Annotated in this window: 17 protein-coding genes; 7 read left to right on the top strand and 10 right to left on the bottom strand. The window is 65.1% G+C overall.

Annotation, left to right across the window (positions count from 1 at the left end):
• Window positions 1-172: 172 nt before the first annotated feature.
• The 3 genes from modA to modC are packed head-to-tail and all read left to right on the top strand — an operon-like array spanning window position 173 to window position 2,767.
• Entirely contained in the window at window positions 173-940 is a 768-nt protein-coding gene (gene modA, locus AWB78_RS29600) for a molybdate ABC transporter substrate-binding protein (RefSeq protein ID WP_198399378.1), read from the top strand.
• An 8-nt stretch (window positions 941-948) separates the two neighbouring features.
• Complete coding sequence (gene modB / locus AWB78_RS29595; protein ID WP_062609992.1) at window positions 949-1,629, top strand: molybdate ABC transporter permease subunit; 681 nt, start codon at window positions 949-951, stop codon at window positions 1,627-1,629.
• Complete coding sequence (gene modC, locus AWB78_RS29590) at window positions 1,622-2,767, top strand: molybdenum ABC transporter ATP-binding protein (protein ID WP_082883460.1); 1,146 nt, start codon at window positions 1,622-1,624, stop codon at window positions 2,765-2,767. The genes modB and modC overlap by 8 nt, the downstream gene beginning before the upstream one ends.
• On the opposite strand, the gene AWB78_RS29585 is transcribed toward modC, so the two are convergent.
• On the bottom strand, window positions 2,756-3,343 hold the full coding sequence (locus AWB78_RS29585) for an NUDIX domain-containing protein (protein ID WP_062609990.1): 588 nt from the start codon (window positions 3,341-3,343) through the stop codon (window positions 2,756-2,758). The two genes, modC and AWB78_RS29585, sit on opposite strands and share 12 nt — an antisense overlap.
• 32 nt (window positions 3,344-3,375) lie before the next feature.
• Here AWB78_RS29585 and AWB78_RS29580 point away from each other — a divergent pair, with 32 nt between their 5' ends.
• The 3 genes from AWB78_RS29580 to AWB78_RS29570 all read left to right on the top strand — a co-directional run bounded on the left by AWB78_RS29580 (window position 3,376) and on the right by AWB78_RS29570 (window position 5,280).
• Complete coding sequence (locus tag AWB78_RS29580; protein WP_062609987.1) at window positions 3,376-4,179, top strand: DeoR/GlpR family DNA-binding transcription regulator; 804 nt, start codon at window positions 3,376-3,378, stop codon at window positions 4,177-4,179.
• Window positions 4,180-4,352: 173 nt separating this feature from the next.
• The gene (locus AWB78_RS29575) at window positions 4,353-4,703 is read left to right on the top strand and encodes a hypothetical protein (protein ID WP_062609985.1); all 351 of its coding nucleotides are present in this window, start codon (window positions 4,353-4,355) and stop codon (window positions 4,701-4,703) included.
• A gap of 49 nt (window positions 4,704-4,752) precedes the next feature.
• Window positions 4,753-5,280: a YMGG-like glycine zipper-containing protein gene (locus AWB78_RS29570; protein ID WP_082883459.1), complete on the top strand. Its 528-nt coding sequence runs from the start codon at window positions 4,753-4,755 to the stop codon at window positions 5,278-5,280.
• A gap of 4 nt (window positions 5,281-5,284) precedes the next feature.
• Here the strand turns inward: AWB78_RS29570 and AWB78_RS29565 are convergent, their stop codons facing one another.
• The 7 genes from AWB78_RS29565 to AWB78_RS29535 all read right to left on the bottom strand — a co-directional run bounded on the left by AWB78_RS29565 (window position 5,285) and on the right by AWB78_RS29535 (window position 13,409).
• A complete protein-coding gene (locus AWB78_RS29565; RefSeq protein ID WP_232477935.1) occupies window positions 5,285-6,091 on the bottom strand; it encodes a beta/alpha barrel domain-containing protein in 807 nt (268 codons plus the stop codon).
• A 17-nt stretch (window positions 6,092-6,108) separates the two neighbouring features.
• Entirely contained in the window at window positions 6,109-6,867 is a 759-nt protein-coding gene (locus AWB78_RS29560) for a lipoyl protein ligase domain-containing protein (protein ID WP_062610054.1), read from the bottom strand.
• A gap of 122 nt (window positions 6,868-6,989) precedes the next feature.
• Window positions 6,990-8,114: an acetoin dehydrogenase dihydrolipoyllysine-residue acetyltransferase subunit gene (locus tag AWB78_RS29555; RefSeq protein ID WP_062609980.1), complete on the bottom strand. Its 1,125-nt coding sequence runs from the start codon at window positions 8,112-8,114 to the stop codon at window positions 6,990-6,992.
• Complete coding sequence (locus tag AWB78_RS29550; RefSeq protein WP_062609977.1) at window positions 8,114-9,130, bottom strand: alpha-ketoacid dehydrogenase subunit beta; 1,017 nt, start codon at window positions 9,128-9,130, stop codon at window positions 8,114-8,116. Before AWB78_RS29550 ends, AWB78_RS29555 begins: the two co-directional genes overlap by 1 nt.
• Before the next feature lie 18 nt (window positions 9,131-9,148).
• Entirely contained in the window at window positions 9,149-10,144 is a 996-nt protein-coding gene (locus tag AWB78_RS29545) for a thiamine pyrophosphate-dependent dehydrogenase E1 component subunit alpha (protein WP_062609975.1), read from the bottom strand.
• A 24-nt stretch (window positions 10,145-10,168) separates the two neighbouring features.
• Window positions 10,169-11,233, bottom strand: coding sequence for an ATP-NAD kinase family protein (locus AWB78_RS29540; RefSeq protein ID WP_062609973.1), 1,065 nt, complete (start codon window positions 11,231-11,233; stop codon window positions 10,169-10,171).
• 181 nt (window positions 11,234-11,414) lie between these two features.
• Window positions 11,415-13,409 carry a sigma-54-dependent Fis family transcriptional regulator gene (locus AWB78_RS29535; protein WP_062609971.1) on the bottom strand — a complete coding sequence of 665 codons (1,995 nt, stop codon included), beginning with the start codon at window positions 13,407-13,409 and terminating at the stop codon, window positions 11,415-11,417.
• A gap of 254 nt (window positions 13,410-13,663) precedes the next feature.
• Here AWB78_RS29535 and AWB78_RS29530 point away from each other — a divergent pair, with 254 nt between their 5' ends.
• The gene (locus AWB78_RS29530) at window positions 13,664-13,894 is read left to right on the top strand and encodes a hypothetical protein (protein ID WP_062609969.1); all 231 of its coding nucleotides are present in this window, start codon (window positions 13,664-13,666) and stop codon (window positions 13,892-13,894) included.
• Window positions 13,895-13,902: 8 nt separating this feature from the next.
• Here the strand turns inward: AWB78_RS29530 and AWB78_RS29525 are convergent, their stop codons facing one another.
• The gene (locus tag AWB78_RS29525; protein WP_062609967.1) at window positions 13,903-14,670 is read right to left on the bottom strand and encodes an SDR family oxidoreductase; all 768 of its coding nucleotides are present in this window, start codon (window positions 14,668-14,670) and stop codon (window positions 13,903-13,905) included.
• A 71-nt stretch (window positions 14,671-14,741) separates the two neighbouring features.
• The gene (locus AWB78_RS29520; RefSeq protein ID WP_232477934.1) at window positions 14,742-15,380 is read right to left on the bottom strand and encodes a hypothetical protein; all 639 of its coding nucleotides are present in this window, start codon (window positions 15,378-15,380) and stop codon (window positions 14,742-14,744) included.
• Window positions 15,381-15,516: the final 136 nt, after the last annotated feature.

Raw genomic sequence — 15,516 nt, 5'->3', positions numbered from 1 at the left:
TCATCCGACGAGACTCATGACCGACATGTCACGCCGCGAACATGCTCGCACGTAATATAGTCGTATATATTACGGTGCTCGCCGGACCGTACGGCCACACGCTCGCGGCCATTCAACGTGCCGCCGAAGTCGATCCATAACCAGAAATCCAACTCGATTCAAGGAGCTTTACGTGAAGACTCGCATTTTGCGCGCTGTGCTTTCCGCGTTCGTGCCGCTCGCCGCGGGCATCGCTGCAACGTCCGCGCTCGCCGGTGAAGTGCAGGTCGCGGTCGCGGCCAACTTCACGGCGCCCGTGCAGGCGATCGCCGCCGACTTCGAAAAGGATACGGGCAACAAGGTCGTCGCGTCCTTCGGGGCGACGGGTCAGTTCTACGCGCAAATCAAGAACGGCGCGCCGTTCGAAGTGTTCCTCGCCGCCGACGACACCACGCCCGCCAAGCTCGACAGCGAAGGCGCGACCGTGCCCGGCAGCCGTTTCACCTACGCGACAGGCGCGCTCGCGCTGTGGTCCGCGAAAGACGGCTACGTCGACGACAAGGGCGAAGTATTGAAGAAGAATGCGTTCACGCATATCGCGATCGCGAATCCGAAGGCTGCGCCGTATGGTCTCGCGGGCTATCAGACGCTCGACAAGCTCGGCCTGACCGCCGAAATCAAACCGAAGGTCGTCGAAGGTCAGAACATCTCGCAGACGCAGCAGTTCGTCGCGACGGGCAACGCGGAGCTCGGCTTCGTCGCGCTGTCGCAGATCTACAAGAACGGCAAGATCACGAGCGGCTCGGCGTGGATCGTGCCGGGCAATCTGCATGAGCCGATCCGGCAGGACGCGGTTATTCTCAGCAAGGGCAAGGACAATCCGGTCGCGAAGCAATTCGTCGATTATCTGAAGGGTCCGAAGGCCGCCGAAGTCATCAAGTCCTACGGTTATCAACTCTAATTCCGCCGATGCCGCTCGATAGCGCCGACCTCCAGGCCATCACGCTGACGCTCGAACTGGCGTCGCTGACGACAGCGCTGCTGCTCGTCATCGGCACGCCGATCGCGTGGTGGCTCACGCACACGCGCTCGAAGCTGAAGGGCATCGTCGGCGCGGTGGTGGCGCTGCCGCTCGTGCTGCCGCCGACGGTCATCGGTTTCTATCTGCTCGTGCTGATGGGGCCGAACGGTCACGTCGGCAAGCTCACGCAGGCGCTCGGCATCGGCTTGCTGCCGTTCACGTTCGCGGGGCTCGTGGTCGGCTCGGTGATCTATTCGCTGCCTTTCGTCGTGCAGCCGCTGCAGAACGCGTTCGAGGCGATCGGCCGGCGTCCGCTCGAAGCCGCCGCGACACTGCGCGCGGGTCCGTGGGACACGTTCTTCACGGTGGCGCTGCCGCTCGCGCGGCCGGGCATCGTCACGGCGACGATTCTCGGCTTCGCGCATACCGTCGGCGAATTCGGTGTCGTGCTGATGATCGGCGGCAATATTCCCGGGAAAACGCGCGTCGTGTCCGTGCAGATTTTCGATCACGTCGAAGCGCTCGAATACGCTCAGGCGCACTGGCTGGCGGGCGGCATGGTGATATTCTCGTTCGTCGTTCTCCTGCTGCTCTATTCCAGCCGACGTTCCGTTGCGGCTCATGTCTGAACTCACTTCATCCCGCCTGACGCTCGAACGCGCTCGCAGCAGCTCCAGCGAAGCCATCGACGCGCGCTTCCTCGTCGAACAAGGCGGCTTCACGCTCGATCTCGATCTCACGCTTCCAGGACGCGGCATCACCGCGATCTTCGGCCATTCCGGCTCCGGCAAGACCACGCTCCTGCGCTGTCTCGCGGGACTCGCGCGGCCGCGCATCGGGCGGCTCGTCGTCAACGGCGAGGTCTGGCTCGATGCCGAACGCAACGTCTTTCTGCCGACGCACAAACGTCCGCTCGGGTACGTCTTTCAGGAAGCGAGCCTCTTTCCGCATCTGAGCGTGAAGAAGAATCTGCGCTTCGGGCTCGAGCGCGTGCGCGCGGCGGAGCGGCGTGTCGATCTTTCGCAGGCGGCGGAATTACTCGGCATCGGACATTTGCTGGAGCGCATGCCGGCCGGATTGTCGGGCGGCGAGCGGCAGCGCGTGGGCATTGCACGGGCGCTGTTGACGAGCCCGCGTCTTTTGCTGCTCGACGAACCGCTCGCCTCGCTCGATCAGAAGCGCAAGCTCGAAATCCTGCCGTATCTGGAACGCCTCCACGACGAACTCGATATCCCCGTGCTCTACGTGAGCCACGCGCCCGAGGAAGTCGCGCGGCTCGCGGATCATCTCGTGCTGCTCGAAAGCGGGCGGGCGCTCGCAAGCGGCCCGATCTCCGATACGCTCGCACGCCTCGACCTGCCGCTCGCGCTCGCCGACGATGCATCGGTCGTGTTCGAAGGCATCGTCGATGGATACGACAGCGCGTATGGCCTGCTCACGCTCGCCTTGCCGGGCTCGCGCGCGAAGCTGACGGTCGTGCACGCGCCGCTGGCCGAAGGCAAAACGATGCGCGTGACCGTGAAGGCGCGCGATGTGAGCCTGATCACCGGTACGCACGAGCACGCGCGCAGCAGCGTGCTGAACGTGCTGCCCGCGACGGTCGTCGGCATTGCGGACGATGCGAATCCGTCGCAGGCGGTCGTGCGGCTCGATGTCGGCGGCTCGCCGCTGCTTGCACGCGTGACGCGCTACTCGCTGGACCGGCTCGGCGTCGTTCGCGGCATGCAGTTGTGGGCGCAGGTGAAAGCGGTGTCGCTACTCGCCTGAGCGCGCCTTCAGCGCGGCGTATTGCAGGAGCATGATCGTCTTGCCGTCCATGATTTCGCCGCGCTCGATCATTTCCAGCGCGGTCTGCAGCGGCACTTCGATCGTCTCGATCTCCTCGCCTTCTTCCTCGACGCCGCCGCCGTCCGACACGCGCATCGAACTGTCGTAGTCGCCCAGATAGAAGTAGAGCTTCTCCGTCACCGATCCGGGGCTCATGAACGCCTCGAAGATCTTCTCGACGTGATGCACGCGATAGCCCGTTTCCTCTTCCACTTCGGCTCGAATGCGCTCTTCCGGCGATATGTCGTCGAGCAGACCGCCGGGCGTCTCGACCAGCATGCCGTGATGCCCGTTGACGAACGCGGGCATGCGGAACTGGCGCGTCAGCAGCACGTTGCCGGACTTGCGGTCACGCAGCAGGATGGTCGCGCCGTTGCCGCGGTCATAGGTTTCGCGGCTTTGACGCTGCCAGTTGCCGTCGCGGCGCAGGAAATCGAAGGTCACTTTCCTGAGGACGTACCAGTCGTCCGACAGGACTTCGGTCTTGAGGATGCGGACGCGGTCTTGGGTTTCCATCGGGCTCACCTGATCGACAATTCGTTGGGCTCATGGTAGCGTGCAGTTTCGTGCAATATCAAGCAAATTCGTGCAAAACAATGTTGACCAGCCAACGCAAGAAAGCGATCCTCGATGCGCTCAAGCGCGACGGGCAAGTGCTCGCCAGCGATCTGAGCACGCGCTTCGGCATATCCGAAGACACGGTGCGGCGCGATCTGCGCGAGCTCGCCGCCGACGGCCTGCTGCAACGCGTGCATGGCGGCGCGCTGCCCGCGTCGCCTGCGGTTGCGCCGTTCGCGCGCCGCGAGGAGATGGAGTCGGACGCGAAGCGGCGCATCGCGCGCAAAGCGGCAGAGATGATCGCGCCGGGGCAAGTCGTCATCATCGATGGCGGCACGACGTCCGCGCTGCTCGTGCGTCATCTGCCGGAGAATCTGTCCGCGACGATCGTCACACATAGCCCGAGCGTCGCGGTCGCGCTGGCCGAGCACGCGTCGGTGGAAGTCGTGCTGATCGGCGGCAGGCTGTACAAGCATTCGATCGTCACCGTGGGCGCGGCCGCCGTCGAAGCCATGTCGCACGTTCACGCGGACCTCTATTTCATGGGCGTCACCGGCGTGCATCCGGCCGCCGGCCTCACCACCGGCGATTTCGAGGAGGCGCACATCAAGCGGGCGCTCGCGGCGCGTGCGGCGGAAACCGTCGTGCTCGCGTCGGCGGCGAAGCTCAATGCGGCGTCGCCGTACCGGATCGGCGGTATCGAAATGGCGCAGACGATCATCGTCGAAAGCACGACCGACGCGAAGCTCGTCGAGCCCGTCGAGCAGGCGGGAATCACCGTGCTGCGCGCTTAGAACTACGACACTTTATTACTGGGTAACGCGCTGAAAAATACGCGCGGGCGGCTGTAATTGAATTTCCCACGCAACTGGAATAGCGTTTAAAGATTCGCCACGCGCGATCGACGGCGGGGGTCGGATTTCCGTCAAGCGCATCGCCGCCGCGAACAATTTTTCTGGAGAAGGTCGTGAATCGCCTGAAGGCTTTTATTGCGCTGTCGCTGATCGCGAGCGCGGGCGTCGCCGCCAACGCGCACGCCTGGTCGCGCGTCGGCGTGTGGGTCGGTGGACCGGTGTATTACCCGTATCCGGTCGCGCCGGCGCCGTATTACTACTATCCGCCGCCGCCCGTGGTCGTCGCGCCGTCGGCGCCGGTTCAATATGTCGAGCAGGGTCAGCCCGTCGCCGATCCGGGCGCGCCCGCCCAGCAGCCCGGCATGTGGTACTACTGCGACACCGCCAAGGCCTACTATCCGTATGTGAAGCAATGCGCCGCCGCTTGGCGCCCGGTTCCGGCGACGCCACCGCCATCGAACTGATGCTTCCGGCATCCCGAACATCGAACACGAAGCGAATTTGCAAGCATCCATGAACTACACAAGGCTCGCCCTGCTCCTCGCGGCGATCGGCGCAATCGGCCTTTCGGCCTGCACCGTGATGCCGACCGGCCCCAGCGTGATGGCGCTGCCCGGCAGCACCAAAACGTTCGACCAGTTCCGCGCCGACGACGCCTCGTGCCGCCAGTTCGCGCTCCAGCAGGTCGGCGGCGTGGACGCGAATCAGGCGGCGACCAACAGCGCGGTGGGCAGCGCGATCGTCGGCACCGCGATCGGCGCGGCGGCGGGCGCGGCGTTCGGCGGCGGCTCGGGCGCGGCCATCGGCGCGGGCGCGGGCTTGCTGACCGGCAGCGCGTATGGCGCCGGGGCATCGCAGGCTTCCGGCTACAACGTCCAGCAGCGTTACGACTACGCGTATCTGCAGTGCATGTACGCCGCCGGCGACAAGGTGCCGGTGCGCGGTGCCGTGCACACCGTCCCGCCTTCCGGCGCTTACACCACGCCGCCGCCTCCACCGCCGCCGCCAGGCTGGCAACCGCCTCCGCCGCCGCACAGTTGAGGGTCTAGCGCCGCGCGAGCGGCGCTTCGGGCACGAACGCGGGCGCGACGAGCAAGCCCGTCACCCAGCCGATATAAAAGCGCAAGTCGCTCCAGAACTCGGATCGTTCATAGACGCGAAACGCCTGCACGTGCGCGAGCCAGAGCACGAGTTGCAGCGTGCCCGTCAGCGCGAGCCAGACGAGCGCGATCACGCCGGTCGCGCGGGCGCAGCGGCGGAAGGTCGACGCATCCCACTGCTCGCGCACGATGATGCATCCCGCGATCAGCACGCAGATCGCCGGAACCACGCTCGTCACGAGCACGTGCGCGCTCCATCCGAACATCACGCCGACGATCAGGCTGACGATCACCGCGAACGCCGCCATCGGCCACGCGATCCACGACGGCCCGCGCGCCGCCATCCACGCGATCGTGATGAAAAACGGCGTGATCGCCCATTGCAACGCGGTCGCGACGGCTTTCGCGAGATTCTCGCCCGCCTGTTCGTTCGAATGGCTCGCCGCGACATACACAGTGATCGCTTCATGCACGCAAACGGCGACGACCGCGAAACTCAACGCCTCGCACGCGGCGAAGGCCGGCGATTTCTCCGCGTGCGCAGGTGCATCGCCGAAACCGCGCAAGCGCTCCAGAACCGGTTCGACGAAGAACGCGAGAATCGCGCCGATCAGCAGCGCGGCCGCGGCATCGGTCAGGGAGAAATGGCCGAAGAGGGAAAAGAGGCCTTGCCACAGGAATTCGGGCGCGGCCGCGCACACGGCCACCCACAGCGCGAAGAAGAACCCGTTCGAAGCACTTCTGAGCGGCATGGCCACCTCGATGCGTTTTATTGCTCAGGCAGCGGCGCGTCCTTCACGCGTTCGATCAATGCCGCGCGCACGCGCTCGCGCAGATCGGCGGGCATCGAAAAACATTCGTAGGCGAGCGCCTGCGCAACCGTCACCACTTTCAATTCTTCATAGCAGCGTCCGCTGCCGATCATCGCTTCGAAGGCGTTGGCGCGCTCGTTGATTTCGATGGGATCGGCATCGACGAGCAGCACGGCATGCGCGAGCACGGCGTAGAGCGGCTGATCCTTGTCCTTGTCGCCGTTCGGCACGCGCCGCCAGTATTGCGCGGTGCCCGCGATCTTGCGGGCGTCGCCGCCGGGGCCCCACGCGAGATTGAAACGGCCGTCGCAGAACGAGCCTTCGACCGCTTGCCAGTGCGTCAGCACGCCGAGCGAGTTGAGCGCATCCGCGACGATCCTGCACAGATGCACATAGACGGTTTCGGAGAGCGTGCCCATCGGCGCGCGCACCGGATACGCGAGGCTCAGATTGAGAATGCCCGGGCCTTGCGGAACCAGCCCGCCGCCCGACAGACGCAGCCACACCGGACAGCCGCGCCGCGCAAAGGCGTCGCGCGCATCGGCGAGCGCGGCGTAACGCTGGTAGCTGCGCGGCGCGACCAGCGAAACGGGCGCTTCCCAGATATGCGCGACGGCGTCGCCGGCGGCCGCGCGCGCGAGCAGCGCTTCCTCGGCGAGCAGAGGATCGTGCGAATCGCCGGAAGTGGAAACGGGATCGATCAGTTCGAAGGACATGGAATCGATGTCGGAGCGCGCCGCGAACGGCGCCACCCACGCATGGTAGCCAATAACCGCGAAAAGCGAGCGCGCCCCGTCGGCGGCCTTCAACGGCGGGGCGCGTGCACGTCAGGAAGCGATCACGCGCCCTTCGCCACCTGCTCCTTCAACAACGCGTTCACCTCGTTCGCCTTTTCCATCTGGCTCATGTGCCCGGCGTCATCGAATACGCGCACGGTCGCGCCTTCCGGCGCATTCTTGGCGTGCGCTGCCGGGATGATCTGGTCTTTCGCGCCCCAGATCACGAGCACCGGCTTGCCGGTTGCGGCGAGCTTGCCGGCGGGCTGCGCGGTCTGCCTGCCGCCCGCGAACAATCCGCCATTGAGCGATGTAAGCGCGTCGCTCACGCCGTCGAGCCGCTTGTATTTCAGCAGATCGTCGAGCATCTGGCGGCTCACCAGTTCCGGATTCGCGAACAGCAGTTCGACGACCGGCTTCAGCTCGCGGCGCGATTCGGCCGTGACGAAGCCTTCGGTGTACGCGTTGTTCACTTCATCGCCGAAACCGGCAGGCGAAATCAGCGACACCGATTCGACGCGCGCAGGCTGATCGACGGCCATCTGCGCCGCGATGCCGCCGCCCATCGAATGGCCGACGAGATGCGCTTTTTCGATGCTCAGCGCGTCCATGAACTTGCCGACGAACTCGGCCAACGCCGCTAAAGACGTGCCCGGCACTTTGGGCGTCGATTGACCGTGGCCCGGCAAATCCAGCGCGAACACGCGATGCTTCTCTGCGAGCGCGTCGAGATTGAAGAGCCAGTTGTCGAGATCGCCGCCGAAGCCGTGGATGAACAGCACCGCGGACCGGCTCGCGTCGTCGCCGCCGCGCGATGCGTAGCGCACGCGGATGCCATCGACATCGACGAAGTGATACGCCGCGGCTTCCTCGCCCTCCTCTTCGTCCTCGGCGGGCGTCACGTACGAGGCGATGTACGCGTCGATCTCGGCGTCGCTCACGTCAGCGGGCGCGAGCACGCCGAGCAGCGCCTTCACCGGCAGCGTATCGCCCGCCGATGCCACGCGGCGCCGCAGCAAACCCGCATCGGGCGCTTCGACCGCATTCGCGATCTTGTCGGTTTCGACATCGAGAATCGGCAAGCCGACGGTGATCTCCGTGCCCTCCTCCACGAGCCATTCGTTGACCGTGCCTTCCTTCATCGACAAGCCCCATTTGGGCATCACGATCGGTGTGATTGCGGACATCAGTGCTTTCCTCCCTTCATGGTTTTTCGTGCGGCGTCGGCGATCTGCGCGGCGCTCGGAATGTAGAGATCTTCGAGCGTCGGCGAGAACGGCACCGGCGTGTGCGGCGCGCAGACCATCTGGATGCCCGACTTCAGCGCGCCGAACGCCTGCTGTGCGACCTGCGCGGAAATATCGGTGGCGATGTTGCAGCGCGGATTCGCTTCATCGACGACGACGAGCCGTCCCGTGTTCTCGACCGTCTCCAGCACGGTGTCGATATCGAGCGGCGACAGCGTGCGCAAATCGACGACTTCCGCTTCGATGCCTTCCTTCGCCAGCGCCGATGCCGCTTCGAGCGCGCGGTGCACCATCAGGCCGTACGTGACGATGGACACATCCTTGCCGTCGCGCACGACGTTCGCTTCGCCGAACGGAATCGCGTACGAGTTCTCGGGCACTTCGCCTTCGAAGCCGTAGAGATTCTTGTGCTCGCAGAAGATGACCGGATCGTTGTCGCGGATCGCCTGGATCAGCAAACCCTTCGTGTCGTAGGGCGTCGAAGGGCACACGACCTTCAACCCCGGAATGTGCGTGAACAGCGACGTCAACATCTGGCTATGCTGAGCCGCCGCGCGAAAGCCCGCGCCGACCATCGCGCGAATCACGACGGGCGTTTCCGCCTTGCCGCCGAACATGTAGCGGAACTTGGCCGCCTGATTGAAGATCTGGTCGAAGCACACGCCCATGAAGTCGATGAACATCAGCTCGGCGACCGGGCGCATGCCGCACGCCGCGGCGCCGATCGCCGCGCCGACATACGCCGACTCCGACAGCGGCGTGTCGAGCAATCTGTCGCCGTGCTTCGCGTAGAGTCCCTTCGTCACGCCGAGCACGCCGCCCCACGCGTCTTTCTCGCCGTCCGCGCCTGCGCCGCCGACGATGTCCTCACCCAGCACGATCACGCTCGGATCACGCTGCATTTCCTGATCCAGTGCTTCGTTGATCGCCATCTTCATGCTCAATTTGCGGGCCATGATTGTCGTCTCCTGGATTCAATATTTGACGTAGACATCGGTGAGCAGATCGGCGGCGGTCGGCAAAGGCGCGTCCTTCGCTTCCTGCACCGCGCGATCGATCAGCGCGGCGACTTCCTTGTCGATCGCATCGAGTTCTCCGGGGGAAATCACGTCGGCTTGCGTGACGGCGGCCGCGAACTTCTTCAGGCAGTCCTTGTTCGAGCGGATCTCGTCGAGCTCGCCCGGTGCGCGATACGTCTGCGCGTCGCCTTCGAAGTGGCCATAGAAGCGGATCATCTTGCATTCGAGCAGCGCGGGACCACCGCCTTCGCGCGCGCGTTTGATGACTTCGCCCGCCGCTTCGTACACCGCGAAGAAATCGGTGCCGTCGACGGTCACGCCGGGAATGCCGAAGCCCGCCGCGCGATCGACATAGCTATCGACCGCCGTGCCGTAATCGCGCGCGGTCGATTCCGCATAGCCGTTGTTCTCAATCACGAAAATCACCGGCAGATTCCACACCGCCGCGAGATTCAGGCTTTCGAGGAAGGTGCCCTGATTGGACGCGCCATCGCCCGCGAACGTGATGCCCACTTCGCCCTTGCCGCGAAACTTCGCCGCGAGCGCGGCGCCGCAGATCAACGGCGCGCCCGCGCCGAGAATGCCGTTCGCGCCCATCATCCCTTTGGAGAGGTCGGCGATGTGCATCGAGCCGCCCTTGCCGTTGCACGAACCGCCTTTCTTGCCGTAGATCTCCTTCATCATCGCGACCGGATCCACACCCTTCGCGATGCAGTGCCCGTGTCCGCGGTGCGTGCTCGCGATGCGGTCGCCATCGTTCAGATGCGTCATGATGCCGACGCCCGCCGCCTCTTCGCCCGCATAGAGATGCACGAAGCCGGGAATGTCGCCGCGTCCGAAATCGACGTGCAGGCGCTCTTCGAAATCGCGGATCGTGCGCATCTTGCGATACGCGCTCAGCAGTTCGTCCTTGGAGAGCGGCAAGCCGCCCGCATGTTGCGTAGCTGTCATCTCTGTCTCCTTCGTTGGGTGGGTCTAGCGGGTATTGCTCATGGACCGATGCGGCTGACGCATCAGCCCGGACGCCGCCGCGTAGCGCATGCACGCGGCGACATCGATGCTGCGAAAGGCGTTTTCCCGGAGCGTGACGGTCACTTCGTCGCCGGGGCCGAAGGCGAGCTCGCGTTCGCCGTCGAGCGCGACGATGCCGGTGCGCTGCTTCACGCGATGCGGCATGCCATCGGCAAGACGCGTCCAGCTCGCGATCGGCACGGGCTCGACGAGGCCCGGCGCGATCGGCGCGTGCAGATCGAATTCGCCCTTGCCCGGCGCGGCGAGCTCGATCGCAACCCCGCCCGCATCGTGACGCCCGAGCGGTTCGAGCAAGCCGGCGATGGCCGACATGCCGATCGCCTGCGGATCGGCGTAAGAGACGTAGACGGCGGCGAGCGTGTCGATCTTCCACAGCGCCCGCGCGCCGATGAAATGCTCGTGCGAGATCACGGCGTCGACGAGCGCGATGTCGCGGCGCACGTCGCCTTTCGAATCGCGTATCTCGATGTCGAGCCGCTTGTTCGCTGCGAGCGCTTCGTTCGACGGCACGCGGCCCGTCGCGTAAAGGCCGGCGGCGAGTCCCGCGATCGTCGGCTCGCGCATTTCCGGATACGCGTTGTTCGTGCCGGTCGAAAGACCCGCGATCGGCACCTGCCCGCACTCGCGCACGACCGCGCGATGCGTGCCGTCGCCGCCGAGCACGATGAGCGCATCGACGCCGGCCTCGCGCATCATGCGCGCGGCGCGGAACGTGTCGTCGACGCGCGCGGTCACGGGCATATCGAGGAATTCGACCTTGGCAAGCGCGGCGTCCGGGCCTTGCTTGCGCGCGAGATGGCGCTGGAGCATGACCTTCAGCCCTTCCCGGTCCGGCATCATCAGAACTCGCCCGACGCCGCACGCCGCGAGCGACGACAACAGCCGCAACACGATGTTCACGCGATCGGCAAGCTGAAGGCTGTTCGCGTTCGCGATGACGCGGCGAATGTCGCGCGCCGAAACCGGATTGGCGATGATGCCGACGAGCGGCGTTGCGCTATCACGCATGCGCTATGTCTCCTTGTGGTCCGCCTGGAATCGTTGTGCGGCGGATAAAGGCAAGCGCTATGCCAATCGAAAAAGCGAGGGAATACCCGAAGAAAACGGGCGATATTGAGAGGTGTACGGGGTGCCGCCGTGACAGGTGTCACAGCGGCAGATGTATCGGGAGTACAGGCGTATCGTGTGTTCAGTGGCCGTTCGCGTCGCGCTGATTCGGCGACTTGATGCCGTAGCGCGCCATGCGCCGATACAGCGTCATGCGGCTCACGCCGATCTGCCGCGCAACCGCGCTCAGGTTCCAGCTTGCCGCGCGAAGATACTGCATCAGCAGCATGCCTTCGGGCGGAAGCCGATGCGGATCGAACTCCTCGACGACGCGCGGCACTGGCTCGACCGGCGCGGCGGCGCCTGCGAATCCTTCCGGCAGATCGTCGATGTCGATCAGTCCGTTCGAGCACACCGCGCGCGCATAGCGCAGCACGTTGCAGAGCTCGCGCAGATTGCCCGGCCAGTCGTGCCGATGCAGCCGCTCGCGCGCCGCCGGCGACAACGCGACGGGACCGCGCGCGGCGTCGCTGCCTTCGTCGAGCAGCTTGCGGATGAGCCAGTCGAGATCGGTTCGTTCACGCAGCGGCGGCAGCGTGAAGCGCGCGCCGTTCAGGCGGTAGTACAGGTCTTCGCGGAATCGTCCGTCGCGCATGAGCGCGTCGAGCGAATGATGCGTCGCGGAGATCACGCGTACATCGACCGACACGGGCCGCGATGCGCCGATCGCGAGCACTTCGCCTTCGGCCAGCACGCGCAGAAGACGCGATTGCAGTTCGCGCGGCATGTCGCCGATTTCGTCGAGAAAGAGCGTGCCGCCATCGGCTTCCTGAATCAGCCCGCGCTTGCCCTTCGCGCCCGCGCCCGAAAAGCTGTTCGGCAGATACCCGAACAATTCGCTTTCGATGAGCGTCTCCGGAATCGCCGCGCAATTCACCGCGACGAACGGCCCCGCGCGCCGCGCGCTCGCGCGATGCAGCGCCTTCGCGAAGAACTCCTTGCCGCTGCCGGTTTCGCCGTTGACGAGCAGGTTGATCGGCGAATCGACGAGTTTCGCGGCGCGCTCCAGCTGGCGCGCGAGCGCGGCATCGCCGCCGCATAGCGCGGCCAGCGGCGCGGGCACTTCCACGGTGCGTGGCGAGGCCGCGTTCGTCGTCGGCGTGAAGCACGGCGCGGGCGGCATCACGCTCAGGTAAAGCAGCGCGCCCGATCGCGCGAGCGGCACCGCGCGCAACTCGCTCGGACGCGAGTACACGAAGCGGCCCAGTTCCTCGATGCGCGCATCGAAGAGCGAGTCGAACGGCACGCCGATCAGCGATGCCGCGGCCTCGCCCGGCGCGATCGGCCGGCCGATTTCCGCCGCGAGCATCGCGTGCGCGCGGCGATTGTGTCCGACGATGCGCCCGCTCGCATCGAGCGCAATGAGATATTCCGGATCGACATCGACGAATTCCGGCGATGTGTTCAGCTTCAGAATCCAGTCCTGCCGATGCGTGCGCAGGAAGTTCGCGTTCTCGATGTGTCCCGCATAGATTCGCACGAGTTGCAGCGCGAGGTTCTGACTGTCGCGCGCTTGCGGCGATGTGAGCGCGGAGATATCGAGGATCGCGGAGAGCGTGCCGCGCGAATCGAAGAGCGGCGCGGCGGTGCAGGTGAGCGGGATGTGCGTCGCGTCGAAATGATCGACCTGATGAACCGTGAGCGCCTGGCCCGTCGTGAGCGCGGTGCCGACCGCGCACGTGCCCGCGCCCGCTTCGCTCCATTCCGCGCCGAGATACAGCCCCGCATGGCGCAGCGCGGAATCGGTGTTGGCGTCGCCGATGTAATCGACGGTCACGCCGAGCGCATCCGTCAGCAGCACGACGTAGCCCATGCCCGCGACCTGCTCGTAAAGCGTCTCGAGACCATGACGCGCGATGCGCGCGAAATCGTCGATACGCTGCTGATGCTCGCGCAAGCGCGTCTGCGGCAGGATGCGCGCTTCCTGCATGCGCGACGGATCGAGCCCGTACTGATGCACGCAACGCCGCCACGAACTCTGGATGATGCCGTCGTGCGTGCGCGCGGAACCGAGCGCGTCGGCCCGCGTGGTCGCCGCGACGACTGCCTCGATGTGCTCGCGTTGCCGCATGTCCATGCGTGCTCTCCTTGTCTCCCGGACGCGTCAGGCGTTTATCGGCGCATGGCAGCGCGCTTTCGTTTTTATTCGCCTCCTGGCATTGCTCTCGTTCTTTCGCTCGCGAACGCGGGATTCACCGATTCGCACGAGCGTGTCTCAGGCCATATGATGCTTGAATCGGCGGAACGCGTCATGCAGCGGGAGCGCTGCGCCGCAACAAAGGCGCGCGCCGATGACCGAGCACATCAAAACGAAAATACAGGAGACGACGGATGGCGAAGATCGCTTACGAAGATTTCGAGCGACAGATCGTGCAGCATCACATCATCAAGGGCAATGTGTATGAGAACGGCACGGCGCTCGTCGAGCGCGCGAACAGATGGATCGATGAGAACGGAGTCGACGTGCTGAACGTCGAGAGCCTCTCGACGTTCGGCGCCGGCGACGATACCAGCGTGAGCCACTGGTACTCGGGCATTCGCGTCTGGTATCGGACCGCGTAGAAAAGACGTCAGCCGCGGCCGACGAACGGCATCTTGGTCGCCATCACGGTGTGGAACAGCACGTTGGCCTCGAGCGGCAGATTCGCCATGTACAGCACCGACTGGCCGACGATCTTCACGTCCATCATCGGTTCGATGGCGATCTCGCCGTTCGCCTGCGGCACGCCCTTCGACATGCGCGCGGCGAGTTCGGTCATCGCGTTGCCGACATCGATCTGACCGACCGCGATGTCGTACTTGCGGCCGTCGAGCGAGGCGGATTTCGTGAGGCCTTCGACCGCGTGTTTCGTCGACGTGTAAGCCGCCGAGTTGGGGCGCGGCGCGGTCGCCGAAATCGAGCCGTTATTGATGATGCGGCCGCCCATCGGCGTTTGCGCTTTCATCGTGCGGAACGCCTGCTGCAGGCAATAGAACATGCCGTTCAGATTGATATCGACGACACCGCGCCATTGCTCGGGCGTCCAGTCTTCGAATGGCCCCGGCGGATTCGATACGCCCGCGTTGTTGAACAGCAGATCGACGCGGCCGAAGCGCTCGACCGCCGCCGCGAAGAGTTTCTCCACCGATTGCGGATCGGAAACATCGGTGGGCACGGCGAGCGCGCGGCCGCCGGCGTTGGACTCGCCGATCACCGCTTCAAGCGGCGCGGGACGCCTTCCCGCCAGCACGACCGACCAGCCGTCGCCGAGCAGGGCGAGCGCCGCGGCGCGCCCGATACCGCTGCCCGCTCCGGTGACGATGGCGATTCGTTGAGACTGGTTGGCTGGGTCAGACATGTCGACGTTCTCCTGTTGTTATGCGCGCGACACATGCGCGCGCTGATCGGGAGAACATTATCGACGATGAATCAGCGATTACGCGATGCTTCCGTCGTAACCGGGTCCGCCGTGGCCGTCGCCGTTGCCGTCGCCGTGGTGGTGTTGTGCATGCTGCTGCCGTCGCAAAAGATGGCGGTCATCATCATCGGCACGATCTGTTTTATAACGGCCGTGCTGCCCGATTCCCGCACTTTCGCTTCGACCGTCTCCGCCCCCGCGAGCACGACGACGCCGTATGCCGAATCGTTGATCGGCTGGCCGCTGCCGCGTGTGAACATATCGTCGCCCCGCTCGTAGCCCAGCACGGCGTAGACGCGAAAGCCGTACGCGGTGAGCTCGCTGCCCTTTGTAGGCTTGAAGGCATTGACGGAGTTGGCCTCGACGCGCATGGGCCGCGCTTCGATGGATTTGTCGGCGACAAGCGGCGCGATGAACCTGTGCGCACTGGATTTGCAGTCGAGCTGGCTTTCGAGAGGCGTTGCATCGGACAGGCTGGGCAGCAGTCCCCCGACCACGGCAGCGAAGGCGGTGAGCGTTGCGAGAGGAACGGTTTTCATGGCAGCGTTAAACCAACGGTTCGTAAGGCCGACACTGATGCTCGGGCATCCGTATCGATGCAATAAGCGAGCCAGCGAACCGGCCCGCACCTCGCGCACGCGCTGCAACATGCCCGCAGGGGCTGGGTTTCTTGTGTGTTGGTTGACTTCTTGACCGTGGCGCTACGCGCAATTCCTCGTGCTCGTGCAGTGATTCCTACAATCGATTCTGTAGTCGACGTAAAGACAGATTCTGCGTTTCGACAGG

The sequence above is a fragment of the Caballeronia calidae genome (genome assembly GCF_900044055.2).
Classification (GTDB): Bacteria; Pseudomonadota; Gammaproteobacteria; order Burkholderiales; family Burkholderiaceae; genus Caballeronia; species Caballeronia calidae.
The sequence above is the reverse complement of the archived record's forward strand: the minus strand, read 5'-3'. Positions and strand labels throughout refer to the sequence as shown.